Consider the following 26,040-nt stretch of genomic DNA (forward strand, 5'->3'; position numbering starts at 1 on the left):
TACCGGTCGGTCGCCGAGATACCGGTGCGTCGCTGCCGGGGACCGGTTCCCGGGCGACGGATCGGTATCTCGCGCGGAGTGAGGGGCGCGGGGCGGTGCGTGCGGGCCGGGTCGTGCCTACGGTGGCGTCGACAGCTCGGTACGGCGGCAGCCGTTCTTCGAAGGAGAAGAGTCATGACTCGCTACCTCTTCATCTACCACGCACCGATGACGCCGGAGAACGCCGCTCCCCCGACGCCCGAGCAGACCCAGGAGGTGATGGGTCGCTGGATGGCCTGGGCCGAGGGAGTCGGCGAGGCGATGGTGGACTTCGGCACGCCGCTGGCCGGCGGGATCCAGGTCACCGCCGACGGGGAGCTGCCGAGCGTGCGGGACGTGGCCGGCTACACGCTCCTCGAGGCGGACGACATGGATGCCGCCCTGGACCTCGCCCGCAACCACCCGCACCTGCAGATGCCCGGTGGTTGCACCATCGAGGTGCACGAGGCGCAGGCCGTCCCCGGCATGTGAGGGCCCACCGACCGATCGGGGCGACTCCCGTGCTGACGGCCGGGATCGACCTCTCGGCCGACCCGCGCAAGACCGGCGTGGCGACACTCGCCTGGAGCGGTGAGGACGCCACCGTCGTCGAGCTGGCCGTGGGCGCGCACGACGACGACGCGCTGTGCGACGTGGTGCGCCGCGCCGCGACGACCGGGATCGACTGTCCCGTCGGCTGGCCGGACGCGTTCGTCGAATACGTCGTCGCGCATCGCGCCGGCGGGCACGACCTGGTGGTCCCCGAGACCCGCAGGCCCTTGACCTACCGGGCGACCGACCTGCACGTCTGGCAACGCACCGGCGTCCGACCGCTCGCCGTCTCGGCCGAGCGGATCGGCGCCGCCGCGATGCGGTGCGCGGCGCTTCTCGCGATGCTCACCCGGTCCGGGACCGTCGTCGACCGGGCCGGTGGTGGGCCGGTCCTCGAGGTGTACCCGGCCGCGTCGCTGAAGATCTGGCAGCTGCCGCACCGCGGGTACAAGGGCGACGCCCCGGAGAACCGCGCGACGCGCGAGGACCTCGTCGACCAGCTGGCAATCGCCTTCCCGTGGCTCGATCTCGTCGGGTTCGACCGGGCCTGCCGCGACTCCGACGACGCCCTGGACGCGGTGCTGTGCGCGGTCGTCGCCGGCCTCGCCCACCACGGCCGGTGCGAGACGGTGCCCGAGGACCTGCGCGACACGGCGTCGCGCGAGGGATGGATCGTCCTCCCCCTCGGCGCGTCCGATCCGACGCGCGACGGCACTCCGTTACCGCGGTGAGGCCCCCAGCATCTCCGCGAGCTCGACGAACGACGCCGCCTCGACGTCGGCCGGGCCGAGGTGGTCGGGGTAGTCCGCCCCGGTGCGGTTGATCCAGGCCGTGCGCAGGCCGGCGCGCCGTGCCCCCTCGATGTCCCAAGGATGCACGGCGACGAGCATCGCCTGGCCTGCGTCGACGGACAGCGTGGCCAGGGCCGACCGGTAGGCCCGCGCGTCGGGCTTCCACGCGCCGGCGTCGGCGACGTCCAGGTAGGCCTCGACGACGTCGTCCGCGCCGGTGCCGTCGAGCAGGGCGCGCGCCACGGCGGAGGACCCGTTGCTCAGCGTCGCGATCCGGCACCCGGCGTCGGTCAGGCCCCGCAGGCCGGGGACGACATCGGGATGCGGTTCCAGGCTCGCGAACCGGCCCATGACCTGCTCGGCACCGCCGGCGGGGTCCGGCACCCCCGCCGCGGCCAGCCGGACCCGCAGCGTCGCAGCGCCGACGTCGGCGAACGACGGGTTATCCCCGAGGACGGTGAGGGCGAAGGCGTCGCGCAGCACGCCCGCGAACCACGCCGGGACGTCCCGGGCGTCCAGACCGACGTCGGCGAAGGCCTCGCCCATCGGCGCGAGGTCCGAGAGCGTCTCGTTGACGTCGAGGAGGACGACCTGAGGGCGGACGACGTCGTGCGCGGCGGCAGCTGGTTCCATCCCCCGAGCCTGAGGGGATGCGGCCGGTCCGGCAAGCCGGGCCCGGCCCCGCCTGGCCATGGCGGGCCCGGCCGGACTGCCTGTCGGGAGAGAGCTACGCCGGGTCCGGCTGCTGCGGCACGCCCGGACCCGCATCCTTCGCGTCCCGGGGGTCGTCGCCGTGGCCGAAGGGCAGCACGTGCATGACCGCGACGACGACGGCGCCCACCACGAGACCGACCAGCGCCGAGCAGAGCGTGTTGAAGCACCAGGCCAGGAATCCGCCGACGCCGGGCACCGCCGCGGCGATCGCCTCCTCGCCGTGGTGCACCAGGTCGTAGAGCCCGTGCCAGCCGAGCTCGTCGACGCCGACGAGCAGGATGTGCCCGCCGACCCACAGCATCGCCACGGTGCCCACGACGGAGATGATCGCCAGCACCTTCGGCATGCCGGTCACCAGGGCACGTCCGACCCGTTGCGCGGCCGCGGACGACCGGCCCGCCAGGGCCAGACCGACGTCGTCCATCTTCACGATCAGCGCCACGACGCCGTACACGATGACGGTGATGACCACGGCGACGACGAGCAGGATCGCCAGGCGCGCCCAGAAGCCCTCGTCGGCGACCTCGTCGAGGGCGATCACCATGATCTCCGCGGACAGGATGAGGTCGGTGCGGATCGCGCCGGAGACCAGCGTCCTCTCGGCCTCCGGGCCGACGGCGGCGGCCGGTTTCTCGTGGTCGGTGTGCCCGCGCACGCGCCGCCAGATCTTCTCGGCGCCCTCGAACGCCAGGTAGGTGCCGCCGACCATGAGGATCGGAGTGAGCAGCCACGGCAGCCACTCGCTGAGCACGAGGGCGATCGGCAGGATGATCAGGACCTTGTTGCGGATCGAGCCGACGGCGATCTTCTTGACGATCGGCAGCTCGCGGTCGGCCGCGACGCCGTGCACGTACTGCGGGGTCACCGCCGTGTCGTCCACGACCACGCCCGCGGCCTTGGCCGTCGCGCGCCCGGCTGCCGCTCCGACGTCGTCCAGGGAGGCGGCCGCCAGCTTGGCGATCGCGGCGACGTCGTCGAGCAGTCCCAGCAGTCCTGCGCTCATCGGTGGCTCCTCAGTCCTCGCCGTAGACGAAGCGTTCCATCACGGTGCGCGCGCGGCGCGCGGTGCGCAGGTAGAGCTCCTCGAGCTCCTGCCCGGTGCCGACGTCGCCGAGCAGGCGTGCCAGGCCGGACAGGGCCCAGGCGTCGGCGGGCAGCACGTCCGCGCGCGGACCGCCGACCTTGCCGGACCACAGCACCAGCGCCGAGCGCAGCCGGGAGGCGAGCAGCCAGGCCTCCCGCAGGCACTCGGCCTCCTCGGGTTCGACGAGCTCGGCCTCCTCGGCAGCGGCGAGCGCTGCCACCGTCTCGGTGGTGCGCAGGCCGGGAGTGGAGTCGGCGTGCTGGAGCTGCAGGAGCTGGACGGTCCACTCGACGTCGGACACGCCGCCGCGGCCGAGCTTGAGGTGCCGGCTGGGGTCGGTGCCCCGCGGGAGACGTTCGGCCTCCACGCGGGCCTTGATGCGGCGCACCTCGCGCAGCTTCGGTTCGGCGAGGCCGCCGGTCGGGTACCGCAGCGGCTCGATGATCGCGGCGAACCGTTCGGCGAGGTCGTCGGCGCCGGCCCCGGCGACCGGGCGGGCCCGCAGCAGAGCCTGCTGCTCCCACGTGCTGGACCACCGCTCGTAGTACTCGGCGTAGGAGTCCACGGTGCGCACCAGAGGACCTTGGCGGCCCTCGGGCCGAAGGTCGGCGTCGATGGGCAGCGGTGGCTCCGGTCCGACGGCGGAGAGCATCTTCTGCAGGGTCCGTGCGACGAGCAGGGCGAACTCCTGGGCCCGCTGGGGGTCGGCGCCGGGCAACGGGTCGTGGGCGAACATGACGTCGGCGTCGGACCCGTAGCCCATTTCGCGGCCGCCGAGCCGGCCCATCGCCACGACGAGCATCCGCGTGGGGTTGGCGGCCGGCTCGGGGCCGAGGCCCAGCTCGGCGCGGGCGGCGTACTCGGCGACCCGCAGCCCTCCGACGAGCACCATGTCCGCGGCGTCGGAGATGGCGGCCTGGGCCTGCACAGGGTCGAGGACGTCGAGGACCTCGCCGGCACCGGTGCGGGCGAGCTCGCGGCGCCGCAGGGCCCGCAGCTTGGTGGCGGCCGGGCCGGGCTCGTCGGACCGGGTCAGGACCGCGTCGGCCTCCTCGGCGAGCCGCTGCGGCCCGCGCGGCTGCAGGCGGGTGGTGTCGGCGAGCCACTGCACGGACTCGGGCGACCGGGACAGGGCGTCGGCGAGGTAGCGCGACGAGGACAGCAGCTGGGCGAGGTGGTACGCGGCGTTGCCGGAGTCGCGCAGGAGCCGCAGGTACCAGGGGGTGGCGCCGAGGTTCTCGGACAGCTTGCGGAAGGCGAGCAGGCCGGCGTCGGGATCGGCGCCCTCGGCGAACCAGCCGAGCATGACGGGCAGGAGCTGGCGCTGCAGCTTGGCGCGGCGCGAGGTGCCCTCGGTGAGCGCGACGACGTGCCGCATGGCGCCGTCGGGGTCGCGGTAGCCGATGGCGGCGAAGCGCGCCCGGGCGGCGTCCGGGGCCAGGGACAGCTCGTCCTCGGACAGCTGGGCCCAGGCGGGCAGCAGCGGTCGGTAGAAGACCGCCTCGTGCAGCGCCCGGACCTCCCGGCGTGTGACCCGCCACCGCTTGCGCAGCTCGTCGGCGCCCTGCCCGCGCATCCCGAGCGACCGGGCGAGGCGGCGCAGGTCGTCGTCGTCCGTGGGCAGCAGGTGGGTGCGCTTGAGCCGGTAGAGCTGGACGCGGTGCTCGAGGGACCGCAGCAGCCGGTAGCAGTCCGCCATGCGGCGGGCGTGCTCACGGCCCACGTACCCGCCGGCGGCGAGGGCGTCCAGGGCGCGCAGCGTGTTCGCGGAGTGGATCGACTCGTCCGTGCGCCCGTGCACGAGCTGCAGGAGCTGGACGGTGAACTCGACGTCGCGCAGCCCGCCCTTGCCGAGCTTGATCTGCCGGTCGGCCTCGGCGCCCGGGACGTGCGCCTCGACCCGCCGCCGCATCGCCTGGGCGTCCTCGACGAAGTGGTCGCGGTTGGCGGCGGCCCACACGAACGGGTCGACCGCCTCGCGGTAGGCGGCGCCGAGCTCGACGTCGCCGGCGATCGGGCGCGCCTTGAGCAGCGCCTGGAACTCCCAGGTCTGGGCCCAGCGCTCGTAGTACGCCACATGGCTGGCCAGGGAGCGCACCAGCGGTCCCTGCTTGCCCTCGGGTCGCAGGGCGGCGTCCACCTCCCACAGGGCCGGTTCCAGCGAAGTCCCGCCGCACACCTTCTGCAGGCGGGTGGCGAGCTGGGTGCCGATGCGCATGGCCGTCGGCTCGTCGACCAGGGGTTCGCCGTCCTCGCCCGTGGCCGGCTCGCAGACGTACACGACGTCGACGTCGGAGACGTAGTTGAGCTCCCGGCCGCCGGTCTTGCCCATCCCGATCACGGCCAGGCGCGCTCCGGCGCCGTGGTCGGGGAGCTGGGAGCGGGCCACGGCGAGCGCCGCCTCGACGGCGGCGGCGGCCAGGTCGGCGAGCGCCGCGGACACCTCGGGCAGGGCCGTCGTGGGGTCGGCGGTGGTCAGGTCCGTCGCGGCGATGCGCAGCAGCCGCCCGCGGTAGGCCCGGCGCAGGGCGTCGGTCGCCGTGGGGGCCTCGGTGTCCGGCCAGGCGGGTGTCCCGTCCTGCCCGGGGGGCGGGTCCTCGGCGGCGACGGGCTCCGGGTCCTCGGGGTCGGCGCCGACGGACCGCAGCAGCTCGGCGCGGACGTCGGCCGGGTCGACGCCGATGCCGCGGTCGGGCTCCCCGAGGAGGTCCAGCAGCTCGGGGCGGCGCACGATCTCGTCCCCGAGGGCCGAGGACGCACCGAGGACGGCGAGGAGACGGTCGCGCACGGCGGCGTCGGGCGTGCCGTCCGACGCGGCCAGCAGCCGCTCCAGAGCGCTCTCGGCCGCGGGGACGGCAGCCAGTCGGACGAGCTGGAGCAGCGCGTGGTCCGGGTCGGCGGTGGCTCCGAGGGCCCGCAGGACGACGTCGGCGGCCTCGGTGTCGCCGGGCAGCCTCCGTTGCAGCTCGGCGTCGTCCCACAGGCCCGCGGACCTGGTCAGGTCCGCGAAGCCCGCACGGAGCAGCCGACGGGTGGTGGTCTGCGGTCTGCCGGTCCCGGAGGTGGTCGAGCTCACGTGCCGACCCTATCGGGCCGGCCTGCCCGGCAGACCGCGGTCCGCACCGTCAGAGGAACTGCAGCGACGTCTTGAGCTCGTAGGGGGTGACCTGCGCGCGGTAGGCGTCCCACTCGTTGCGCTTGTTGCGCAGCACGTAGTCGAAGACGTGCTCGCCGAGGGTCTCGGCGACGAGCTCGGAGGACTCCATCAGCTCGATGGCCTCGTCCAGGGACTCGGGCAGCGGCGCGATGCCGAGCGCGCGGCGCTCGGCGCCGGTGAGCTCCCACACGTCGTCCTCGGTCGCGTCGGGCAGCTCGTAGCCCTCCTCGATGCCCTTGAGGCCGGCGGCCAGTAGGACGGCGAACGCCAGGTACGGGTTCGTCGCGGAGTCCAGCGCGCGGTACTCGATGCGCGAGGAGTTGCCCTTGCCGGGCTTGTACATCGGCACCCGCACGAGCGCGGACCGGTTGTTGTGCCCCCAGCAGATGTAGCTGGGCGCCTCGGCGCCGCCCCACAGCCGCTTGTAGGAGTTGACGTGCTGGTTGGTCACCGCGGTGATCTCGCCCGCGTGGACCAGCAGACCGGCGATGAACTGGCGGCCGGTCTTGGACAGCTCGAACTGCGCGCCCGGCTCGTGGAAGGCGTTGCGGTCCTCCTCGAAGAGGGACATGTGCGTGTGCATCCCGGAGCCCGGCTGGTCCGCGAACGGCTTGGGCATGAAGGAAGCGAAGACGCCCTGCTCCAGGGCCACCTCCTTGACGACCGTCCGGAACGTCATGAGGTTGTCCGCGGTGGTCAGCGCGTCGGCGTAGCGCAGGTCGATCTCGTTCTGCCCGGGGCCTGCCTCGTGGTGGGAGAACTCCACGGAGATGCCCATGGACTCCAGCATCGAGATGGCCGCGCGACGGAAGTCGTGCGTGCTGCCGCGGGCCAGGTGGTCGAAGTAGCCGCCCTCGTCGACGGGCACCAGCGGGCCGTCCGCGGAGGCCATCTGGTTGAACAGGTAGAACTCCACCTCGGGGTGGGTGTAGAAGGTGAAGCCCTTGTCGCCGGCCTTGGCCAGCGTGCGCTTGAGCACGTTGCGCGAGTCGGCGCGCGACGGCTCCCCCTCTGGGGTGAGCAGGTCGCAGAACATCCGGCCCGTGCCGTGCCGCTCGCCGCGCCAGGGCAGCACCTGGAACGTGGTGGGGTCCGGCTTGGCGATCATGTCCGCCTCGTAGACCCGGGTCAGGCCCTCGATCGCGCTGCCGTCGAACCCGATGCCCTCGATGAAGGCCTGCTCGAGCTCGGCCGGGGCGACCGCGACGGACTTGAGCACCCCGAGCACGTCGGTGAACCAGAGTCGGATGAAGCGGATGTCGCGCTCCTCGACCGTGCGAAGCACGAACTCCTGCTGCCTGTCCATGACCTCATCCTGCCCGTTACGTGTGAACCGTGGGTGACATGCCGCGCCCGGGGGCGGGCGGCCGACCTGAGACAACGGTCCCGGTGGCCGTCGCCTACGCTATCGACCATGGCAGCAACGGGCCACAACCCCTCACCTCAGGACGCACCCCACGCCGCTGTGACATCGGTCACCGCATCCTCGCAGAGCGCGCCGGACATCGCGCGGGGAGCGCGCCGGGTCCGCGTCCACCACCTGCAGCGCGCGAAGGAGCGCGGCGAGAAGATCACGATGCTCACGGCGTACGACGCGCCCACCGCGGCACTCTTCGACGCCGCCGGCATCGACACCCTCCTGGTGGGCGACTCGATCGGCAACACGATGCTCGGACACGCCACGACCCTGCCGGTCACGCTGGACGACATGGTCCGCGCCGGCCGGGCGGTGTCCTCGGGCGTGCAGCGCGCGTTCGTCGTCGTCGACCTGCCGTTCGGCAGCTACGAGGCCGGTGCCGAGCAGGCGCTCGCCTCGGCCGTGCGCGTCATGAAGGAGACCGGCGCCTCGGCGGTCAAGCTCGAGGGCGGGCGTCGCAGCGCCGACCAGATCCGCGCCATCACCCGGGCCGGCATCCCCGTGGTGGGCCACCTCGGCTACACCCCGCAGTCGGAGAACGCGCTGGGCGGACCGCGCGTGCAGGGTCGCGGCGACGACGCCGCCGAAGACCTCAGCCAAGACGCGCTGGCCGTCCAGGAGGCCGGCGCCTGCGCCGTCGTGCTGGAGATGGTCCCGGCCGACCTGACGGCGCGGATCACGGAGTTCCTCGCGATCCCCACCATCGGCATCGGGGCGGGCACCGCGGCGGACGGTCAGGTGCTCGTGTGGACGGACATGGCCGGGATGACGGACTGGTCGCCGCGGTTCGCCCGGCGCTACGCCGAGCTCGGGGCGGCGCTGCGCCAGGCGGCGGCCGACTTCGCCGCCGACGTGCGTACCGGCGGCTTCCCGGCCGCCGAGCACGCCTTCGACGCCTGACGCCCTGCCCCCACGCCCGGTGCCGGGCATAGGCGCCGGGTTCAGCCCTTGCGCCAGTCCTCGTCCTCGGACTCCCAGTCGTCGTTGCGGCGCTCCGCGGTGTCCAACGCGTGCTCGGCGGCCTCGCGCGTCGGGTAGGGGCCCATCAGGTGCGTCCACGAGGACTTCTCGCCCGACTCCTCGACCTGGCCGGTCCGGGTGTTGAACCAGAAGCTCCCGCCGCTGCTTTTGTCGCTCATGAGGCGATCTTGCCTCAAGATGGGACCCATGGCTGAGCAGAGCGGGCCGGAGCTGGCCCTGGGCATCGACATCGGCGGTTCCGGCATCAAGGGCGCTCCCGTGGACCTGACCACCGGGGAGTTCGCCGCGGAACGGCAGCGCATCCCCACCCCGCACAAGTCCACACCGGAGGCGGTGACCGACGTGGTGGCCGAGCTGGTCGACGGGTTCGACCTGCCCGACGACGCCCCGGTGGGCGTCGCGTTCCCCGCACCGCTGGACCACGGCGTCGTGCGGTTCATCGCGAACCTGCACAAGTCGTGGAAGGGCGCCGACCTGCCGGCGCTCCTCCAGGAGGCCACGGGGCGCTCCGTCACGGCCGTGAACGACGCCGACGCGGCGGGTGTCGGCGAGGACCGCTACGGCGCGGCCCAGGGGCGTGACGGCGTCGTCCTCGTGGTGACGCTGGGAACCGGCATCGGTTCGGCGCTGCTCGTCGACGGCGTGCTCGTGCCCAACACGGAGCTCGGACACCTGGAGATCGACGGGCACGACGCCGAGTCCCGCGCCGCCGAGTCAGCCCGCGACCGCGACGACCTGTCCTGGGAGAAGTGGGCCAAGCGCCTCCAGCGGTACTTCGAGACCGTCGAGATGCTGCTGTCCCCCGACCTGATCGTCGTCGGCGGCGGCGTGTCCAAGCACCACCAGAAGTTCCTGCCGCTGCTGGACCTGCGCGCCGAGATCATCCCGGCGACGCTGCGCAACCGGGCCGGCATCGTCGGCGCGGCCTCGCTCGCCGCGCGCCCGCACTGAGTCGACACTCCGACGCTCCCGCCGGACGCACGCGAACCCGGACGCACGACGGCGCCGGGCACCCTCGGTGCCCGGCGCCGTGGTGCGCGGCGATCAGCCCGCCACGAACGGGTCCAGCTCGAGGGTCCGGAGCATCGTGCGGACGGCCTCCGGCGGGTCGTGCAACGAGACCTGCATGCCTTCGTCCCGCCCGATGCGGCAGAGCTGGACGAGGAACGCCACGCCGGCGGAGTCGATGAACGTCACCCGGGACGCGTCGACCACCACGGGCAGGTCCCGCTGGAACGCCCCGGCCAGAGCAGCCGAGGCCTCGTTGCGCAGGGCGATGTCGATCTCGCCCCACAGGGTCACCATGGTCGCCCGAGGTCCCTCGCTGAGGGCGATGCCTCCGGCGCGCACCTGGCTGGTGAGTGTCACTGTCACACCTTCGTCCCTGGGGTCCCGACGGACCTGACCCCTCACGGCGCCAGGTCCAGGACACGTGACCTCGTCGTCACGATGCGGACAACGTACACCGAGGACGCGCACGACGGAAGCCCCTTTCGAGGGGATTCCTTGACCAGAAATTCACAAAGTCGCTGCGGCGCAGGTCAGCACTCGACCCGCATGACGCGCCGCCGCGTCGTCGGTGCCGAGACCTCGGTCATCCCCGCCGAGGCGAACACCTGGGGCGTGCCGACGCTGGCCTCGTCCCAGATCACCTCGCCGCCGTCGCGGGCGACGATCGGGTACCCCTCCACCGCCCGCGCCCCGCGCGACCTCGCGAACTCCACGGCGGCGACCGCCAGCTCGTGCACGACACCCTGGCCGCGGTGTCCCGCCCGCACGACGAAGCAGGCGACGAGCCACACGCCGTCGTCCTCGCGGTCCTCGTGCCGACCGCGCCACGCGACGGGGCTGCGGCCGTGGTACCGCCGGTAGGTGGGACGCGGCGCGACCGCCACCCAGCCGATCGGCAGCTCCCCGTCGTACGCGACGACGCCGCTGGTCACCGGTGCGTCCGGGTCGCCGGCGCCCGTCTGCTCGGCCAGCCGCAGCCGGCGCTCCTCGACCGGCATGTCCCACCACTCGCGGTCGCCGAGGACCTGTCGCTGGCACTGGCAGCGCCCCGCCTGGGACGTGCCGAGGACGTCCTGGAGGTCGTCGAACGGGACCTCGTTGGCCGCGCGGAACACCAGGGCTTCCATGGCAGCAACGTAGCGCCACCGACCACGCGCGGCACGGGGTGCCGGGGGTGGGTGTGCGGACGAGCCGGTCTGTACGCCGGGTTCTGTTCCCGCGCCGGGTCACCCCTGCGCGGGCGACGGTCATCCATCTAGGCCCTGCGTCGCCGCAGGGCTCCAGCGGTCTACCCGACTGCGCTTCTCCTCGGAGAATCGGGCGGGCCGCCCTCCGACACAGTCTGTCCGACCTTGCTCCAGGTGGGGTTTACCGAGCCGTGCCCGTCACCGGGCACGCTGGTGGTCTCTTACACCACCGTTTCACCCTTACCCGCGTGCCGAGGCACGCGGGCGGTCTGTTCTCTGTGGCACTTTCCCGCGGGTCGCCCCGGGTGGCCGTTAGCCACCACCTCGCCCTTCGGAGCCCGGACGTTCCTCGGCGACGGTGCACGAGGCACCGCCGACGCGACCGTCCGACCGACTCGTCCGCCCGGAAAGGATACCGGTCCGCGGAGGTCCTCGGCGCCCGTAGGGTGTCGGGGTGCTGATCTGCCTGCCGCCCTCCGAGGGCAAGACCCCGGCGCCCGACGACGGCGCTCCCGTCGACCTGACGGCCCTCACGGCAGCGGAGCTCACCGCGCACCGCGAGACCGTCCTGGACGCCCTGGCGGCGGTCAGCGCCCGTGACGACGCCACCACGGCCCTCAAGGTGGGCGCGAGCCTGGCCGACGAGGTCGCCCGCAACACGACGCTGCGCACCGCGCCGACCGCACCGGCGACCGACGTCTACACCGGCGTGCTCTACGCGGCCGCGGGGCTCGGCGACCTTGACGGCGACGCCGCGGCGCGGGCGGCCGCGGACGTGCGCATCTTCTCCGGGCTCTGGGGCGTCGTCGCGCCGGCGGACCGCATCCCCGCCTACCGGTTGTCCATGGGCGTGACCCTGCCGGGCGTCGGAGGTCTGGCCACCGCGTGGCGGCCGCACCTGGACGCCGCGCTCGCCCAGCGCGCCGCCGGGGACGTCGTCGTCGACTGCCGCTCAGCCGCCTACGTGTCCGCCTGGAAGCCCGCGACCACCGGTGACCTGGCCGCGGACTGGGTGGCGGTGCGCGTCGTGCGCGAGACCGACGGGGTGCGCACCGCGGTCTCGCACAACGCCAAGCACACCCGTGGTGTGCTCACCGGCCACCTGCTGCGCCGCGCCGGGTCGCCGCCGTCCTCGGCGGACGAGCTGCTCGATGCCGCGCGCGAGCTCGACGGCCAGGTGATCGGCACCGAGGTCGGGACCGGGCTGAGCTACCGGATGGTCGAGGCCGTCCTGGACGACCCGGCGACCCGTCGCGGCCCGCGCACGCTCGAGCTCGTCATCTCCTGACCCGGCCGCGCCGGGCCACCGGCCCGGTCAGTCCGCGGCAGGGTGCCCGACGGCGGTGACCTCGCGGTCGCCGTCCGGCCAGATCCGCACGATCGACAGCGAGCACGGTGGCACGCGCACACGTCCCCACGCGGACGGCGGCGCGTCGAGCGCTCGCCCGACGACGCTGCGGATCACGGCGGCGTGGGCCACCACCACGGTGGTGCGTCCCACGGACCCGGCCGCGAGCTCGTCGACCGCCGGGCCGACCCGGTCGCCCAGGTCGGCGTACGACTCCCCCTCCGGCGGGGCGAAGGTGCCGCTGGTGACCCACTTGGCCAGGTCGCCGGGCCAGGACGCCTCGACCTCGACCGGGGTCAGCGACTCCCAGGCGCCGAACCGCACCTCGGCGAGCCGGTCGTCGGTGCCGACGGGTGCGCCCAGCCGGCGCCCGATCGCCGCCGCCGTCTCCTGGGCCCGGACCATCGGCGAGGCCACCAGCGTCTCCGGGCGGGCGAGGTCGGCCCAGCGCTCCGTGCCGAGCCGGAAGACGGCGTCCGCGGCCTGCGCGGCCTGCCGTCGGCCGACGGTCGTCAGGGACGGGCCGAGCACGTCCCCGCCCGACAGCGCACCGACCTCGGTCAGGGGCGTCACGCCGTGTCGGACGAGGACGAGCGTGGCGGGCACCGCGCCGTCGTACCGCGCGAGCGCGCCCGAGGCGGGCCGGGCCATCAGGCCGCGTCGGCGTCGCGCACGAGGATGCGCCCGCACTCCTCGCACCGCACGACCTGGTCCGGTGCCGCACCCCGGGCCGTGGCGAGGTCGCCGGGGTTGAGCTCGAGGCGGCAGCCCTCGCACCGGTTGCCCCGCAGCGCGGCGGCACCCAGGCCACCGAGCTGGCTGCGCAGCCGGTCGTACAGCGTGACCAGCGACGCGTCGAGCCCGTCCGCGGCGGCTGCTCGCTGCTCGTCCACCTCGCGACGCGCCGCGTCGATCTCGGCGAAGGCGGCGTCGCGCTCCGACTCGGCTTTCTCCTTGGCGGCCCGCAGCTCGCCGTAGGCCGCCTCGACCTCGCCGAGCGACGTCTGGTGGGCCTCGAGGCGCTCCATGATCTCCAGCTGCGTCTCCTCGAGGACGCCCTGGCGGCGGGCCAGCGACTCCAGCTCGCTGACGACGGCCTGCGCGTCCTTGGCGCCCAGCGACCCGGAGTCCAGGCGCTGCTGGTCGCGCTCGGCGCGGGTGCGCACCTGCTCGACGTCGGTCTCCGCCTTGGTGACCTCGCGTTCCAGGTCGGCGACGGCGGTGCGCGAGTCGACGAGCGAGCCGTGCAGGTCGGCCATCCGCGACTCCAGCTCGACGACCGTGGCCAGGGAGGGGTGGTTGCGTCGCTGGTGGGCGAGCTGCTGCAGGCGGGTGTCGAGAGCCTGGACCTCGAGCAGGCGGCGCTGGTCCTCAGGGGGTGCGGTGGCCATGGGTGGGTCCTCTCGTGCGGCTCTTCAGATGACGGGTCAGTGCCCGGGGCTCGCGATCCGGTCGCTCCACGGGTCGGTCACCAGGGTGCTCACCCTGGTGGTCACCGTACCCTCTTCGAACGCGGCGGCCAGGTCCGCGGCGGCGTACGCCAGCCAGGGCCACTCGGAGGCGAAGTGGGCCACGTCCACCAGGAACGGGGTGCCCGCCTCGCCCGGGGCGGGGTCGGCCGCCTCGAAGGCGGCCCGCTCGCGCAGCTCGGAGGCAGGGTGGTGCCGCAGGTCGGCGGTGAGGTAGGCGTCGGCGCCCGCCGCGCGCACGGCGTCGAACAGGGAGTCGCCCGACCCGCCGAGCACCGCGACCCGGGTCACCTCGGCGTCCGGGTCACCCGCGACCCGCACTCCCTGGGCCGTGGCCGGCAGCACGGCCGCGACGTGCTCGGCGAACTCGCGCAGCGTCGTCGGGTGCTCGAGCCGGCCCACGCGGCCCAGGCCCCGCTCGGCGTCGTCGACGTGCGCGACGAGCGGACGGCGGTCGGTCAGCCCCACGAGGTCCGCGAGCGCGTCGGCCACGCCGCGGGGGGCGGAGTCGGCGTTGGTGTGCGCCACGTAGAGGCCGGCGCCGGCGGCCAGGAGCCGGTGCACCACGGCACCCTTGAAGGTCGTGGCCGCCACGGAGTGCACGCCGCGCAGGAACAGCGGGTGGTGGGTGACGACGAGGTCGGCCTCCCAGTCGACGGCCTCGTCGACGACGGCGGCCACGGGGTCGACGGCGAGCAGCACCCGGCGTACCGGCCGGTACGGGTCGCCCGCGACGAGCCCGACCGCGTCCCACCCCTCGGCCGTGGACGGCGGGTAGAGACCTTCCAGGACGGAGACGACGTCGGCCAGCGTGGGTGGTGCGGTCATGGTCCCGACCCTAGTCGCCGGGTCACTTGGCGTCGGCGTAGGCGTCGACCGCCGCGACCGTCAGGGGGAAGTCCACGGGGAAGTCGCCGAACAGCAGGCGACCGGCCTCCGCCGCGGCCTCGCGCACCTCTCGCGCGACGGCGTCCGCGAGCTCGGCCGGGGCGTGGATCACCAGCTCGTCGTGCACGAAGAACACCAGGTGGGCCCGTGTCGTGAAGGGTTCGGGGGCACGTCCCGCGGCGCCGTCGTCGAGCGCCCAGAGCCGACGGCGCACGGCGGCGATCCAGCACAGCGCCCACTCGGCGGCGGTGCCCTGGACCACGAAGTTGCGGGTGAAGCGCCCCCAGGCCCGCGCCGAGGACCGCGCCAGCGTCGCGGCGTCCGGCGCCGCGCCGTCGCCGAGCGCCCCGGACTGGGCGGCGTCCCACGCCTGGCCGGGCGGCGGGGAGGAGCGGCCGAGCCACGTCGTCACCACTCCCCCGCGCTCGCCGGTGACGGCGGCGTCCTCGACCAGCCCCATCGCCCGCGGGAACGTGCGCCGCAGCCGCGGCAGCACCTGACCGCTGACACCGGTGGTCCCGCCGTACAGCGCGCCGAGCATCCCGACCTTGGCGTGCTCGCGCGAGGCCACCGCACCGGTGGCGACGATGCCCGCGTACAGGTCGCCGTCGCGCCCTGCCGCCGCCATCGGCTCGTCACCGGCCATCGCGGCCAGCACCCGCGGTTCGAGCTGGGCGGCGTCGGCGACGACGAGCGTCCAGCCGGGGTCGGCCCGGACCGCGTCGCGCACCCCCTTCGGCAGCTGCAGCGCTCCCCCGCCCGTGGAGGACCAGCGCCCGGTCACGACTCCGGACACCACGTAGTCGGTGCGGAACCGTCCGTCGCGGACCCACTGGTCGAGCCAGTGCCAGCCGTTCGCCGTCCAGAGCCGGTGCAGGCTCTTGTACTCCAGCAGCGGTGCGACGACGGGGTGGTCGAGCCGCTCGAGCTCCCCCTTGCGCAGGCTCCGCGCGCCGACGCCCGCGTACTCCATGGCGCGCAGGAGGTCCGGGTGGGAGTCGGGGTTGAGCGACGCCGGGGCGTCCAGCGCGACGCGGATACGGTCGGCGAGCGCCTCGAGCCGGTCGGGACGGCGTCCCTCCGCGGGCCGCGGGCCCAGGGCGTCGGTCAGGATCGCGTCGTGGACGTCGGCCCGCCACGGCAGGCCGGCGTGGTGCATCTCGGCGGCCGCGAGCGCCCCGGCGGACTCGGCGGCCAGCAGCAGGCGCAGGCGGCCGGGGGCGGTGGAGCCGGCGACGGCGGCCTGCTGAGCGGCGAGCTCGGCCGCCGGGTCGAGGTCGTCGGGCGCCGGGTCGGGCGAGCCGGGCGGGCTCGGCGAGCCGGCCGGGACGTCGTCCAGGTCGAACAGGGACTCGTGCTGCCGGCCTCGTGGTTCGGCCCGGGGGTCGCGTGCGGCGACCGGTTCGAGGGCGTCCCACGATCCGGGCGGTGCGGTGGCGAGCTCCGTGGCACGGGTGAACGCGGACGTGCGCAGCACGCGGTGGGCGAGGCGCAGGTCGTGGGCGCGGTCGAGGCGCACGCCGTCGGCGAGGAGCCCGGGGTACCACGCGTCGGTGTCGTCCCACGTCCATCGTGGGTGCCGGGCGTCCTCGAGGCGGCGCACGACGGCGGTGGCCCCGACGGCCTCGACGTCCTGCGTCGCCGCCGGGTCGGGGGCCGCCGTCGGGCCGCCGTCGGACGGGCGGAGCCGGACCCGGCTCCCGGGCAGGCGGGCGAGGAGGACATGCACGACGCCATCCTGCCGTGCGGCGCCGACACCCGGTCAGGCGCGCGCCCGCATCCTCCAGAGCAGCCAGACGAAGTAGGGGGTGCCGATGACGGCGCACATCAGCCCGGCCGGGATCTGCGCGGGGGCGAGCGCCACCCGACCGACCAGGTCGGCGCAGACGACGAGGAGACCGCCGAGCACGACCGCCAGCGGCAGGAGCAGGGCGTGGCGCTTGCCGACGAGCAGGCGGGCGGCGTGGGGTGCCACGAGCCCCACGAACGCGATGACGCCGACGCTCGCCGTCGCGGCGGCGGTGAGCAGGACGGCCAGCGCCAGGACGGTGCGTCGCACGCGGGGCACGTCGACGCCGAGCACGTGCGGGGTGTCCTCGTCCCACTGCAGCAGGTCGAGGTCGCGGTGCAGCGGGACGAGCACGACGGCGGCCGCGAGGAGCACGAGCGCCAGCGGGACGAGCTGACCGAAGGACGCACCGTAGGTGGAGCCGCCCAGCCAGGTGATCGCGGCGTTCTGGTTCCACGGGTCCGTGCGCACCAGCAGCAGCGTCGTCAGGGCTCCGGCGGCGGCGCCGGTGCCCACCCCGACCAGGACCATCCGGCCCTGGTCGGCGCGGCCGCGGGTGCCGAGGGTGAAGATGACCAGCGCGGCCACCGCCGCGCCCGCGAGAGCGCCGGCCAGCGTCTGCAGGAACGAGACGGACGGCAGCACGACGATCGTGGTGACGGCGCCGAGACCGGCGGCGGCGGAGATGCCGAGCACGCCCGGGTCGGCGAGCGGGTTCCGGGTGACGCCCTGCACGAGGACGCCGGCGAGCGCGAGCGCCATGCCCGCCAGCAGCGCGGCCAGCACGCGGGGCACCCGGGTGCTCAGGACGACGTCGATGCGCACGGAGGCCACGCCCTGCAGCCAGTGGGCGACGTCGCCCAGCAGCACCAGGCTGTCCCCGACCAGCACCCCGGCCACCAGCGCGCCTCCGAGCGCGACCAGGGCCACGACGAGGACGGCGACGGAGACGGTCCGGCGGCGCGTGGCACCCCGCATCCCGGCCAGGGCGTCGCCGGTCATGCCGGTCCGGGCGCGCTGGGCGAGGACCACGAGGAACGCCGCCCCGAGCAGCGAGGTGATGACGCCGGTGGGGAGCGTGACCCCGGAGACGGCGCCGAACGCGGCGCGCGCGAAGACGTCGGCGGACAGCACCAGCGCCACGCCGGCGACGGCGCTGACCGGGACGAGGACCCGGTGGCGGCGCAGCGCCGGGGCGCGGCGGGCGAGCATCCGCACCAGGACGGGGGCGCACAGGCCGACGAACCCGATCGGTCCGGCGATGCTGACCGCCGTCGTGGCCAGGAGCACCGCGATCGCCACGAGCCCCAGGCGCGTCCGGCCGACGGCGACGCCGAGGGAGCGGGCGGCGTCGTCGCCGAGCTGGAGCAGGTCGAGCCGGCGACCGAGGAGCATCAGCAGGGCGAGGCCGACCACGACAAGCGGGGCGAGCTGACGAACGGCTTCGGACCCGTTCTGGGCGAGCGACCCGGCGCCCCAGGCGAAGAGGCCCTGGGTCTGCCACGGGAACAGCAGCAGGAGGACCGAGGTGATCGCGGACAGCCCGAGGGTGAGCGCGGACCCGGCCAGCACCAGGCGGATCGCCGAGACACCGGCGCCGGAGGAGATCGCCACGACGGTGAGCGCGGCGAGGAGCCCGCCGACGAACGCGACGGCCGCACCGGAGAAGACGCCCAGCGAGACCCCGCTGACGGCCACGACGGTCAGCGCCAGGTAGGCGCCGGCGTTGACCGCGGTGGTGTCGGGCGAGGCGAGCGGGTTGCGCGCGACGCCCTGCATGGTGGCGCCCGAGGCGCCGAGCGCCGAACCCACGACGAGGGCGGCCACGAGACGCGGCACGCGCGACTCGGCGACGACGGCGGCGCCCTCGCCGGTACCGGCTCCAGTGACGACGGCCCACAGGTCGGCCACCGTCAGGTCGGCGGTGCCCTGGGTCAGGTGGACGACGACGGCGCCGACCAGCCACGCCAGGACGACCCCGACCGCGAGGGCCAGGCCGGCTCCCCCGGACGCGCGGCGTGCCGGGAGGGACGCCGGCCCCGGGTGCGGCGGGGTGCGTTCGAGCGTGCCGGTGGCGCCGCCGTCGTGCATGGCCTCAGGCCCCCAGGACGGCGACGAGGTCGTCGCTCCACGCCATCATCGACGCCGGGCCGCCGTAGGCCCAGATCCCGACGGCCGCGCGGTGGACGTGGCCCGCCTCGACGAAGGGCAGCTCCTCCCACAGCGGGTTGCCGGCCAGCTCAGCCTCGACGACGTCCTCGGGGTCGCCGTCGTTGCCCCAGTAGAGGAACCGCGTGTCGTCGGGCAGCTGGGTGAGGCCCTCGAGATCGAGGTAGGACAGGCCGAACCCGTCGTCGCCCGGGTCCTCCCAGGCGGCGGCCAGGCCCATCTCGACGGCGACCGCCTGCACGGCGGTGCGCGGGCCGTGCATGCGGATCGTCAGGTTGGCGCCGTCGGCGTACGGGGAGGTGAGCACCACGGGCGTCCCGGCGAGGCCGGCCGCCTCGATCGCGTCGGCGTTGGTGGCCAGCGTCTCGTCGAGCTCGGTCAGCACCTGCTCGGCCCGCTCCTGCGCACCGAGCACCGTGGCGATGGTCTCGAGGTCGCTGCGGATGGTGCCCAGCGGGTCCTCGGCGTCGGCCCCGGTGGTGACCATGACCGGCGCGATGCGCTCCATCTGCTCCATGGCCTCCTCGGGGACCGAGCCGTCGGCGCCGATGATCAGGTCGGGCTCGAGCTCGGCGATCGTCTCGATGCTGGGCTCGCGGCGCACGCCGACGTCGGTGGGGTCCTCGCGCAGCGGGGCGGCTTCGCCGACCCAGCTGCTGTACCCCTCGGGGTCGGACAGCCCGACGGGGTCGACGCCGAGCGTGACGACCATCTCGGCCTGGTTCCACTCGAGGGCGACCACCCGTTCGGCCGGGCCGTCCGGCAGGACGATCTCCTCACCGCGCGCGTCGGTGACCGTGACCGGCTGGACCTCCGCGGACTCGGTGGCCTCCGGCTCTGCCTCGGCGGTGACGGCGTCGTCGGTGGTCCCGCACGCGGCGAGCGTCAGCCCGGCCGCGAGCGCGGTCACGAGGGCACGCGCAGTTCTCATGTGATCTCTCCTTCTGGTGGGTGCAGCCCTGACGGGTGCGTGTCGTTCAGACGGCCGCCGCAGCGACCCGGTCCCGCAGCAGCTGCCGCGGCACGTGCACTCGGGGCACGCCGGTGCCGTCGTCGGCGTCGACGACGATCTCGATCTCGAAGACGCGGCTGAGGAGCTCGCCGCGCAACGCCTCGACGGGTGGGCCGTCCGCGACGACGCGGCCGGCCTCGAGGACGACGACGCGGTCGGCCAGGGCGGCGGCGTGGTTCAGGTCGTGCAGGACGGCGCCGACGGCGATGCCGTGGCCGTCGGCGAGCTCGCGGACCAGCTCGAGGACCTCGACCTGGTAGCGCAGGTCGAGATGGTTGGTGGGTTCGTCGAGCAGCAGCACGTCGGTGTCCTGGGCGAGCGCCCCGGCGATCCAGACGCGCTGCAGCTGGCCTCCCGAGAGCTCGTCCAGCATGTCGTCGGCGCGCTCGGCGAGCCGGGTCAGCCGCAGCGCGTGGTCCACCCGCTCGGGACCGTCGGGGTCGCTGCCGCGCCAGCGCGACCGGTGCGGGTGGCGTCCGAACTCGACGGCGTCGCGCACGGTGATGCCGGCGGGAGTGGGGCGGCTCTGGACCAGCATGGCCACCTCGCGGGCGAACTCGCGCGTGCTCAGCGCAGCCGCGGGTCGTCCGTCGCGCAGGGCGACCTCCCCGGCGCGCACCGGCTGCAGGCGGGCGACGCCACGCAGCAGCGTGGACTTGCCGGACCCGTTGGGCCCCACCAGGGCGGTCACCTGCCCGGGTCGCAGCTCCAGCGCGGCGGAGCGGACGACGTCGTCACGTCCGTAGCTGATGGACACACCCTCGGCACGGAGCCACGGTGCGGTGCCGGTCATGATGACGACGCCCCTCGATAGTTGGTAAGCCTGGCCTAAGTGAGGCAAGCCTCATCTTGGCGGCCGGGAGCGCCACGGGGCAAGCCCGTGGGCGGTGAGCACCGTCACACGGGCGGCACACGACCCCTCGCCGGCCGTTCGCCGGGCGTCGTCCGCGAGCGCCCGTCCGAACACGTGACATGCGTGACAACGGGCCGCCGGGGCACACCACGGTCGTGCAGCGGAGGCACCCACCACATACCCTGTGATGGCCCATGACTGACACGACCCGGACCCCTGCCGCGTCCGCGCCGACGTGCGCCGACGCACCGCTCGACACCGCGCAGCGACCCCGATGACCGGCACGCCACCCGAGGGAACGCCCGTCGCGTCACCCGACGGGCACGTGGTGCTCGGCGGCAAGTACGTCCTCGGCGACATCCTCGGCACCGGCGGCACGTACACCGTCTACGAGGCCACCCGCCTCGACGCCGCCGCTCTGCTCGACGACGCCGCTCCGGCCGACGACGGCGCCACCGGGTCCGCCCCCGCCGAGCCGCTGCTCATCAAGGTCCTCCACCCGCACCTGGTCGACGACGAGGCGACCCGTGCCGCCCTGGCCCGCGAGATCGCCGCCTCCGAGCGCGTCGACGACCCGCGCGTCGTCAAGGTCCTCGACACCGGCGAGGAGGAGGTCGCCGGCGCCACCGTGCCCTGGCTCCTGACCCGGCGCGTGCCCGGCGTCCCCCTCGCCGACCTCACCCCCGCGGACGGTCTGCCGTGGCCCCGGGCGATGCTCGTCGCCGACGGCCTCCTCGGGGCGCTCGCCGCCGTCCACGCCGCCGGTCTGGTGCACCGCGACGTCAGCCCCCGCAACGTCGTCGTCGACCAGGACGAGGCCGGCCGGACCACCGTCGGCCTGATCGACCTGGGGCTCGCCGCCCCCGGTGGCGGCGACGGCGACGGCGCCACCGTCGCCGGGTCGGCCGCGTACATGTCCCCCGAGCAGGCCCAGGGCAAGCCCCTCGACGCCCGCAGCGACCTCTACTCCGCGGGAGCGCTGACCTACTTCGCGCTCACCGGGCACCCGCCGTACGAGCGCACCGAGCCCGCCGACGTCCTGCGCGCCCACGTCGGCGCCCCGGTCCCCGCGCCGTCGGCTCGGCGGCCGAGCGTCCCCGCCTCCGTGGACCGGTTCGTCGCCCGGGCGATGGCGAAGGACCCGCAGCGCCGCTTCGACTCCGCCGCCGCGATGACCGCCGCCACCGCCGCCGTGCTCGGCCTCGCGGCCGGCGCCGCGGCCGGCGCGGACCCCGAGCGCACCGCTCCGCTCGACACCCTCGACGACCACGACCCCGACCGGACGGCCGCCCTCGGCGCCGCCGGGACGACGGCGGCGCTCGCGGCGGTCGCAGCGGCCGCGAGCGGGGCGGAGATCCACCGCACCCGGCAGCTCGACGCGGTCGACGCCGCCGGGCTCGCGGACGACGCTCCGGCCGTACCCGCCGATCCGGACGGCACGGCGGACGAGACGCCGAGCCGGCGCGGCGCATGGATCCTCGCCGCGCTCCTCGTGCTGCTCCTGGCCGCGGGTGCGGTGGCCCTGCTGACCTGGCCCTGGGGAGGCGACGACGGCGGCACCCCGGTGGCGCCCGCCCCGTCCAGCGCCTCACCCACCCCGTCGCCGTCCCCGTCGCCGACGGAGACGCCGAGCGAGGAACCGGTCGTCCCGCCCTCCGAGCCCACGTCGACCCCGACCGAGGAGACCGCCGAACCCACGCCGTCGCCGACACCGAGCGAGGAGCCGTCGGAGGATCCGACTCCGACCGCGGACCCGACGCCCACCGAGGAACCGACGGACGACCCGACCACGGCGGAACCCGACCCGACACCGACCGACGACGCCACGGACGCGCCGACCGAGGAACCGACCGACGACGCGACCGCCCCGACCGGGACGGACCCGACCGACGGCCCGGATCCCGCACCGGGCGAGGACGCCACGGGTGCTCCCGCGGACGGCGCCTCACCGGCACCCTGAGTGGCGGGCCGGTCGGCGCCCCGACCGCCCGCGGCGGTCAGCGGCCGCTCACCGCGCGCGACCGCCGTTGATGTAGTCGGTGAGCTGGTCACGCTCGGCCTGGACCTCGGCCATCCGGCGCTTGACCACGTCTCCGATGCTCACGATGCCGACCAGCCGGCCCTCGTCCAGCACGGGCACGTGCCGGATGCGGCGCTGCGTCATCACCGGCATCAGGTCGTCCAGCAGCGTGTCCGGCTCGCACGTGTGCACGTCCGCCGTCATGATCTGCGCCACCGGGGCGTCGAGCACACCGTCGCCGTCGCTGTGCAGGCGCCGGACCACGTCGCGCTCGCTGACGATGCCGTCCAGGTGAGCGCCGTCGTCGGACACCACGACCGCGCCGATCCGGTGCTCGGCGAGCAGCGCCAGCAGCTCGCGCACCGTGGTCTCCTGCGGCACGGTGACGACCCCGCCACCCTTGTGCCGCAACGTGTCGGTCACCCTCATCCGGGCACCTCCGTCCCGTGCGTCCCGCGACCTCGTCGTCGCGCCGTGGCACCGACGCTACGCGCAACCGTGCCCGCTCGCCGGTCCGAGGTTTCACCCCCGGAGCACCGTCCCCGGCCTCGCGAGCGGGCGACCGGTCACTAGGCTCGTCCCCGAGGCGGCCCACCCCGGCGGGCCGCGCCGTCGGCGACGACACTGCCCCGCGAAGGAGCGCAGGAGATGACGACGCTCACCACCCTCGACGGAGGCACCGTCGGGCTCGGCCCGGAGCTCGACGCGCTGGCCCGCGACCTGACGGGCACCCTGGTCCGCGCCGGCGACGCGGAGTACGACGACGCCCGGGCGCTCTGGAACGCCGTGACCGAGCGGCGCCCGGCCGCCATCGTGCGCTGCGCCACGACCGAGGACGTCCGCCGCTGCGTCCTGCTGGCCGCTGAGCACCGGCTGCTGGTCGCCGTGCGCGCCGGTGGCCACAACGTCGCCGGGACCGCCGGGGTCGACGGCGGCCTCGTCATCGACCTGGGCCGGATGCGCGACGTCGTGGTCGACCCGGTCGCCCGGACCGCCCGGGTGGCCGGCGGGGCACGCCTCGGCGACCTGGACGCGGCGACCCAGCAGCACGGCCTGGCCACCCCCGCCGGCGTCTTCTCGGACACGGGCATCGGCGGGCTCGGCCTGACGGGCGGGATCGGATGGCTTCGCCGCCGGTACGGGCTCACCTGCGACAACATCGTCGGAGCGACCCTGGTGACCGCCGACGGCACCGTCCACGAGGTCGACGAGCACAGCGACCCCGCGCTGCTGCGAGGGCTGCGTGGCGGCGGTGGGAACCTCGGCGTGGTCACCGAGCTCGTGCTCCGGCTGCACCCGGTCGGTCCGGAGGTCTACGTCGGGTTCGTCATCCACCGGGCCGACCGCGCGCTGGAGGTGCTGCGCACGTTCCGGGACTGGACCGCCGACCTGCCCGACGAGGTCTCCGCCATGGCCGTGCTCGGCGCCGCACCGGAGGACGACGCCGTCCCGGCCGAGCTCGCCGGGCAGCCGTGCGTGATCGTGCTCGCCTGCTCCACCGACCTCGACCGCGGTCCCGAGCTGCTCGCCCCGGTCCGCGACCTGCCCGACCCGGCAGCGGACCTCAGCGGCGTGATGCCGTACGTCGAGCTGCAGCAGATCTTCGACGCCGACTACCCGACCGGCATGCGGTACTACTGGCGCTCCCTGCACCTGCCCCAGCTGTCGGAGGAGGCGTTGCGCCGCGCCGTCGACCAGATGCACCGGCGTCCGTCCGCGCTGTCCACGATCGACCTGTGGCACCTCGGCGGGGCGATGTCGCGCACCGCCGCACCCGAGACCGTCTACGGCGACCGCAGCGCACCGTTCCTCGTGGGGATCGAGGCGAACTGGACCGACGCCGCCGACGACGACGCCAACGTGCGGTGGGCGCGCGCCTGCGCCGCCGACCTCGACGACCTGTCCACCGGACGGGAGTACCTCAACTTCCCCGGCTTCCAGGAGGGCGGGCAGGGCACGCTCCGCGCCGCGCACGGCGAGGAGGCCTACGAACACCTCAGGGCGCTGAAGCGGCGCCTCGACCCCCACAACCTCTTCCGGCTGCACCAGAACGTCGCGCCCTGAGGGCGGGTCCGGTCCGGGACCTTCGGCCCACTGCGACGGGACATACGCACCTGGGCGGCCCGCTCCTCCCGTGGTGTGCTGGCGGCAGAGGGAGATGAGCACCATGGACGAGACCTGGACCCGTGGGATCGTCGTCGGGGTCGACGGCTCACCGGAGAGCTACCACGCGTTCGACTGGGCTCGAGCAGCCGCCGCGCGGCATCACGTCCCGCTGACCGTCTCGCACGCCGAGGCCGTCCCGATCGGCCCGATCACCCCCGTGCCCGCGTACGAGATCGAGTCGCTGCAGAGTGCGACACAACGGATCCTGAGCCGCGTGAACGACCGGATCGAACCGGCCGACCGCGGCGCGGTGCACGTCGACGCCGTCCCCTCGGTCGGCGCCCCGGCTCCCGCGCTCGTCCACGCTTCCCGGGACGTGGACCTCGTGGTCGTCGGACGCCGCGGGGCCGACGTCACCCGCCACCTCCTCGGCTCCGTCTCGTCCACCGTGGTCGCTCACGCCCACGGGCCGGCCGCCGTCGTGCCCATCAAGGCCCGTCCCGGCGACCCGGAGCGGGTCGTCGTCGGCATCGGGTTCGACGACGACCCCACGGCCCCGCTCGAGCTCGCGTTCGCCGAAGCCCACGCCGCCGGCTGCCCCGTGGTGCTGCTGCACGCCGTCCAGCGGTCCACCCGGGTGGCGTGCGAGGCGGGAGCGGGACGCGTGGCGGGCGTCGAGGCCGCGTTGAAGGGCCTCGCCTACCGGTGGAAGGAGCTGGCACCCGACGTCGAGTGTCGTGAGGAGGTCCGCACCGGCGACCCCGTGGACATCCTGCTCGAGCACGTCACGCCGTCGGACCTGCTGGTGCTCGGCGGCCACCGCCACCCCCGCTTCGTCGGACGGCTGCTCGGGTCGGTGCCGGACGTGCTCCTCGGCGACGCGCCCTGCGTGGTCGCCGTGGCGCACACCGCCCGCCCGCACGCCGCCACGGACTGACTCCGACCGCGCGGGCCTGGGCCACCGGGGACGATCCGGGTCGCACGATGCGGTTGGCACCGACCGTGACGCGGTACCCGTTCACCGCAGCCGACGCCGCCCTCGACGACCTTGGCGCCCGCCGGGTGGCCGGATCGCTCGTGCTGACCTCGTGACCGTCAGGTGCGCTGGAGCATCTGCAGCGAGCGGAGGGCCAGGCGGTCTCCCCACTCGCGGGCCCGGTCGCGCTCGTGCGGCAGCAGCGGGCCCTCGATGTCGGCGACGTAGAACGACGCGCCCCGGTCAACGAGGCGATGGCCGTCGTGTCGCAACGCGCGCGCCGCGGCGTGCGCCGCCGAACCGGGCAGGTGACGGACCTTCTCCACCCGCGTGTCGAACGTCGCGTACAACCGCACCTCCCGGTCCGGGGAGAGCCGGTCGATGAACTCCCGGATGCCCGGCAGCCCGGACGGCCGCTCGCCCAGACGTTCCTGGGCCTCCTGGCGCGTCTGGGGCCGGCTCATGCCGAACGCGTGCGTCGGCCCCCCCGATCACCAC

Annotated in this window: 24 protein-coding genes and 1 other RNA gene; 8 read left to right on the forward strand and 17 right to left on the reverse strand. The window is 74.8% G+C overall.

The features are described from left to right. Positions 1-174: 174 nt before the first annotated feature. Both HDG68_RS05710 and HDG68_RS05715 read left to right on the forward strand, forming a co-directional pair. Positions 175-510, forward strand: a complete 336-nt coding sequence (locus HDG68_RS05710) for a YciI family protein (protein ID WP_172150094.1) — start codon at positions 175-177, stop codon at positions 508-510. Then, positions 507-1,301 carry a DUF429 domain-containing protein gene (locus tag HDG68_RS05715; protein WP_216648004.1) on the forward strand — a complete coding sequence of 265 codons (795 nt, stop codon included), beginning with the start codon at positions 507-509 and terminating at the stop codon, positions 1,299-1,301. Before HDG68_RS05710 ends, HDG68_RS05715 begins: the two co-directional genes overlap by 4 nt. Here HDG68_RS05715 and HDG68_RS05720 read toward each other — a convergent pair. From HDG68_RS05720 to HDG68_RS05735, 4 genes are all read right to left on the reverse strand, one after another. Next, positions 1,290-1,994, reverse strand: a complete 705-nt coding sequence (locus tag HDG68_RS05720) for a haloacid dehalogenase type II (RefSeq protein WP_172150096.1) — start codon at positions 1,992-1,994, stop codon at positions 1,290-1,292. The genes HDG68_RS05715 and HDG68_RS05720 overlap by 12 nt on opposite strands. A gap of 94 nt (positions 1,995-2,088) precedes the next feature. After that, positions 2,089-3,078: a DUF808 domain-containing protein gene (locus HDG68_RS05725; protein WP_172150098.1), complete on the reverse strand. Its 990-nt coding sequence runs from the start codon at positions 3,076-3,078 to the stop codon at positions 2,089-2,091. 10 nt (positions 3,079-3,088) lie between these two features. Then, positions 3,089-6,235 (reverse strand): bifunctional [glutamine synthetase] adenylyltransferase/[glutamine synthetase]-adenylyl-L-tyrosine phosphorylase, encoded by a 3,147-nt coding sequence (locus tag HDG68_RS05730; protein WP_172150100.1) that lies wholly within the window; start codon positions 6,233-6,235, stop codon positions 3,089-3,091. Between the two features lie 49 nt (positions 6,236-6,284). Continuing rightward, entirely contained in the window at positions 6,285-7,622 is a 1,338-nt protein-coding gene (locus HDG68_RS05735; RefSeq protein WP_172150102.1) for a glutamine synthetase family protein, read from the reverse strand. A 108-nt stretch (positions 7,623-7,730) separates the two neighbouring features. Between HDG68_RS05735 and panB the strand changes: the two genes are divergently transcribed. Next, positions 7,731-8,633, forward strand: a complete 903-nt coding sequence (gene panB, locus HDG68_RS05740) for a 3-methyl-2-oxobutanoate hydroxymethyltransferase (RefSeq protein WP_172150104.1) — start codon at positions 7,731-7,733, stop codon at positions 8,631-8,633. Positions 8,634-8,674: 41 nt separating this feature from the next. Here the strand turns inward: panB and HDG68_RS05745 are convergent, their stop codons facing one another. After that, positions 8,675-8,872 carry an SPOR domain-containing protein gene (locus tag HDG68_RS05745; RefSeq protein ID WP_172150106.1) on the reverse strand — a complete coding sequence of 66 codons (198 nt, stop codon included), beginning with the start codon at positions 8,870-8,872 and terminating at the stop codon, positions 8,675-8,677. A gap of 28 nt (positions 8,873-8,900) precedes the next feature. On the opposite strand from HDG68_RS05745, the gene ppgK reads away from it, so the two are divergent. Further along, positions 8,901-9,665, forward strand: a complete 765-nt coding sequence (gene ppgK / locus HDG68_RS05750) for a polyphosphate--glucose phosphotransferase (RefSeq protein ID WP_172150108.1) — start codon at positions 8,901-8,903, stop codon at positions 9,663-9,665. Positions 9,666-9,758: 93 nt separating this feature from the next. Here the strand turns inward: ppgK and HDG68_RS05755 are convergent, their stop codons facing one another. From HDG68_RS05755 to rnpB, 3 genes are all read right to left on the reverse strand, one after another. Further along, complete coding sequence (locus tag HDG68_RS05755; RefSeq protein ID WP_172150110.1) at positions 9,759-10,082, reverse strand: STAS domain-containing protein; 324 nt, start codon at positions 10,080-10,082, stop codon at positions 9,759-9,761. 173 nt (positions 10,083-10,255) lie between these two features. After that, positions 10,256-10,852, reverse strand: a complete 597-nt coding sequence (locus tag HDG68_RS05760) for a GNAT family N-acetyltransferase (protein WP_172150112.1) — start codon at positions 10,850-10,852, stop codon at positions 10,256-10,258. A 56-nt stretch (positions 10,853-10,908) separates the two neighbouring features. Further along, an RNA gene (gene rnpB, locus HDG68_RS05765) (RNase P RNA component class A) lies at positions 10,909-11,310 on the reverse strand. Positions 11,311-11,366: 56 nt separating this feature from the next. On the opposite strand from rnpB, the gene HDG68_RS05770 reads away from it, so the two are divergent. After that, entirely contained in the window at positions 11,367-12,200 is an 834-nt protein-coding gene (locus HDG68_RS05770; RefSeq protein ID WP_172150114.1) for a peroxide stress protein YaaA, read from the forward strand. 27 nt (positions 12,201-12,227) lie between these two features. Here the strand turns inward: HDG68_RS05770 and HDG68_RS05775 are convergent, their stop codons facing one another. From HDG68_RS05775 to HDG68_RS05805, 7 genes are read right to left on the reverse strand one after another with little or no spacing between them, the layout of a single operon-like run. Further along, complete coding sequence (locus tag HDG68_RS05775; RefSeq protein ID WP_172150116.1) at positions 12,228-12,911, reverse strand: histidine phosphatase family protein; 684 nt, start codon at positions 12,909-12,911, stop codon at positions 12,228-12,230. Beyond that, positions 12,911-13,651, reverse strand: a complete 741-nt coding sequence (locus HDG68_RS05780) for a zinc ribbon domain-containing protein (RefSeq protein WP_172150118.1) — start codon at positions 13,649-13,651, stop codon at positions 12,911-12,913. The genes HDG68_RS05775 and HDG68_RS05780 overlap by 1 nt, the downstream gene beginning before the upstream one ends. Positions 13,652-13,687: 36 nt before the next feature. Continuing rightward, positions 13,688-14,557 carry a Nif3-like dinuclear metal center hexameric protein gene (locus HDG68_RS05785; RefSeq protein WP_172150120.1) on the reverse strand — a complete coding sequence of 290 codons (870 nt, stop codon included), beginning with the start codon at positions 14,555-14,557 and terminating at the stop codon, positions 13,688-13,690. Positions 14,558-14,579: 22 nt separating this feature from the next. Continuing rightward, positions 14,580-16,346 carry a bifunctional 3'-5' exonuclease/DNA polymerase gene (locus HDG68_RS05790; protein ID WP_172150122.1) on the reverse strand — a complete coding sequence of 589 codons (1,767 nt, stop codon included), beginning with the start codon at positions 16,344-16,346 and terminating at the stop codon, positions 14,580-14,582. A 33-nt stretch (positions 16,347-16,379) separates the two neighbouring features. Next, the gene (locus tag HDG68_RS05795; RefSeq protein ID WP_172150124.1) at positions 16,380-18,497 is read right to left on the reverse strand and encodes an iron ABC transporter permease; all 2,118 of its coding nucleotides are present in this window, start codon (positions 18,495-18,497) and stop codon (positions 16,380-16,382) included. Between the two features lie 4 nt (positions 18,498-18,501). Further along, positions 18,502-19,506, reverse strand: coding sequence for an ABC transporter substrate-binding protein (locus HDG68_RS05800; protein WP_172150126.1), 1,005 nt, complete (start codon positions 19,504-19,506; stop codon positions 18,502-18,504). A gap of 46 nt (positions 19,507-19,552) precedes the next feature. Then, a complete protein-coding gene (locus HDG68_RS05805) occupies positions 19,553-20,380 on the reverse strand; it encodes an ABC transporter ATP-binding protein (RefSeq protein ID WP_172150128.1) in 828 nt (275 codons plus the stop codon). Between the two features lie 334 nt (positions 20,381-20,714). Here HDG68_RS05805 and HDG68_RS05810 point away from each other — a divergent pair, with 334 nt between their 5' ends. Then, complete coding sequence (locus HDG68_RS05810; RefSeq protein ID WP_172150130.1) at positions 20,715-22,400, forward strand: serine/threonine-protein kinase; 1,686 nt, start codon at positions 20,715-20,717, stop codon at positions 22,398-22,400. Positions 22,401-22,448: 48 nt separating this feature from the next. Here HDG68_RS05810 and HDG68_RS05815 read toward each other — a convergent pair whose 3' ends face one another. Next, positions 22,449-22,889: a CBS domain-containing protein gene (locus HDG68_RS05815; RefSeq protein ID WP_172150132.1), complete on the reverse strand. Its 441-nt coding sequence runs from the start codon at positions 22,887-22,889 to the stop codon at positions 22,449-22,451. A gap of 219 nt (positions 22,890-23,108) precedes the next feature. On the opposite strand from HDG68_RS05815, the gene HDG68_RS05820 reads away from it, so the two are divergent. Both HDG68_RS05820 and HDG68_RS05825 read left to right on the forward strand, forming a co-directional pair. Beyond that, on the forward strand, positions 23,109-24,524 hold the full coding sequence (locus tag HDG68_RS05820) for an FAD-binding oxidoreductase (protein WP_172150134.1): 1,416 nt from the start codon (positions 23,109-23,111) through the stop codon (positions 24,522-24,524). A 94-nt stretch (positions 24,525-24,618) separates the two neighbouring features. Beyond that, positions 24,619-25,503 (forward strand): universal stress protein, encoded by an 885-nt coding sequence (locus tag HDG68_RS05825; RefSeq protein WP_172150136.1) that lies wholly within the window; start codon positions 24,619-24,621, stop codon positions 25,501-25,503. A 158-nt stretch (positions 25,504-25,661) separates the two neighbouring features. On the opposite strand, the gene HDG68_RS05830 is transcribed toward HDG68_RS05825, so the two are convergent. Then, on the reverse strand, positions 25,662-26,006 hold the full coding sequence (locus HDG68_RS05830; RefSeq protein ID WP_216648005.1) for a hypothetical protein: 345 nt from the start codon (positions 26,004-26,006) through the stop codon (positions 25,662-25,664). Positions 26,007-26,040 lie beyond the last annotated feature (34 nt).

The organism is Isoptericola chiayiensis (genome assembly GCF_013149805.1).
In the GTDB taxonomy this organism is placed as follows: Bacteria; Actinomycetota; Actinomycetes; order Actinomycetales; family Cellulomonadaceae; genus Isoptericola; species Isoptericola chiayiensis.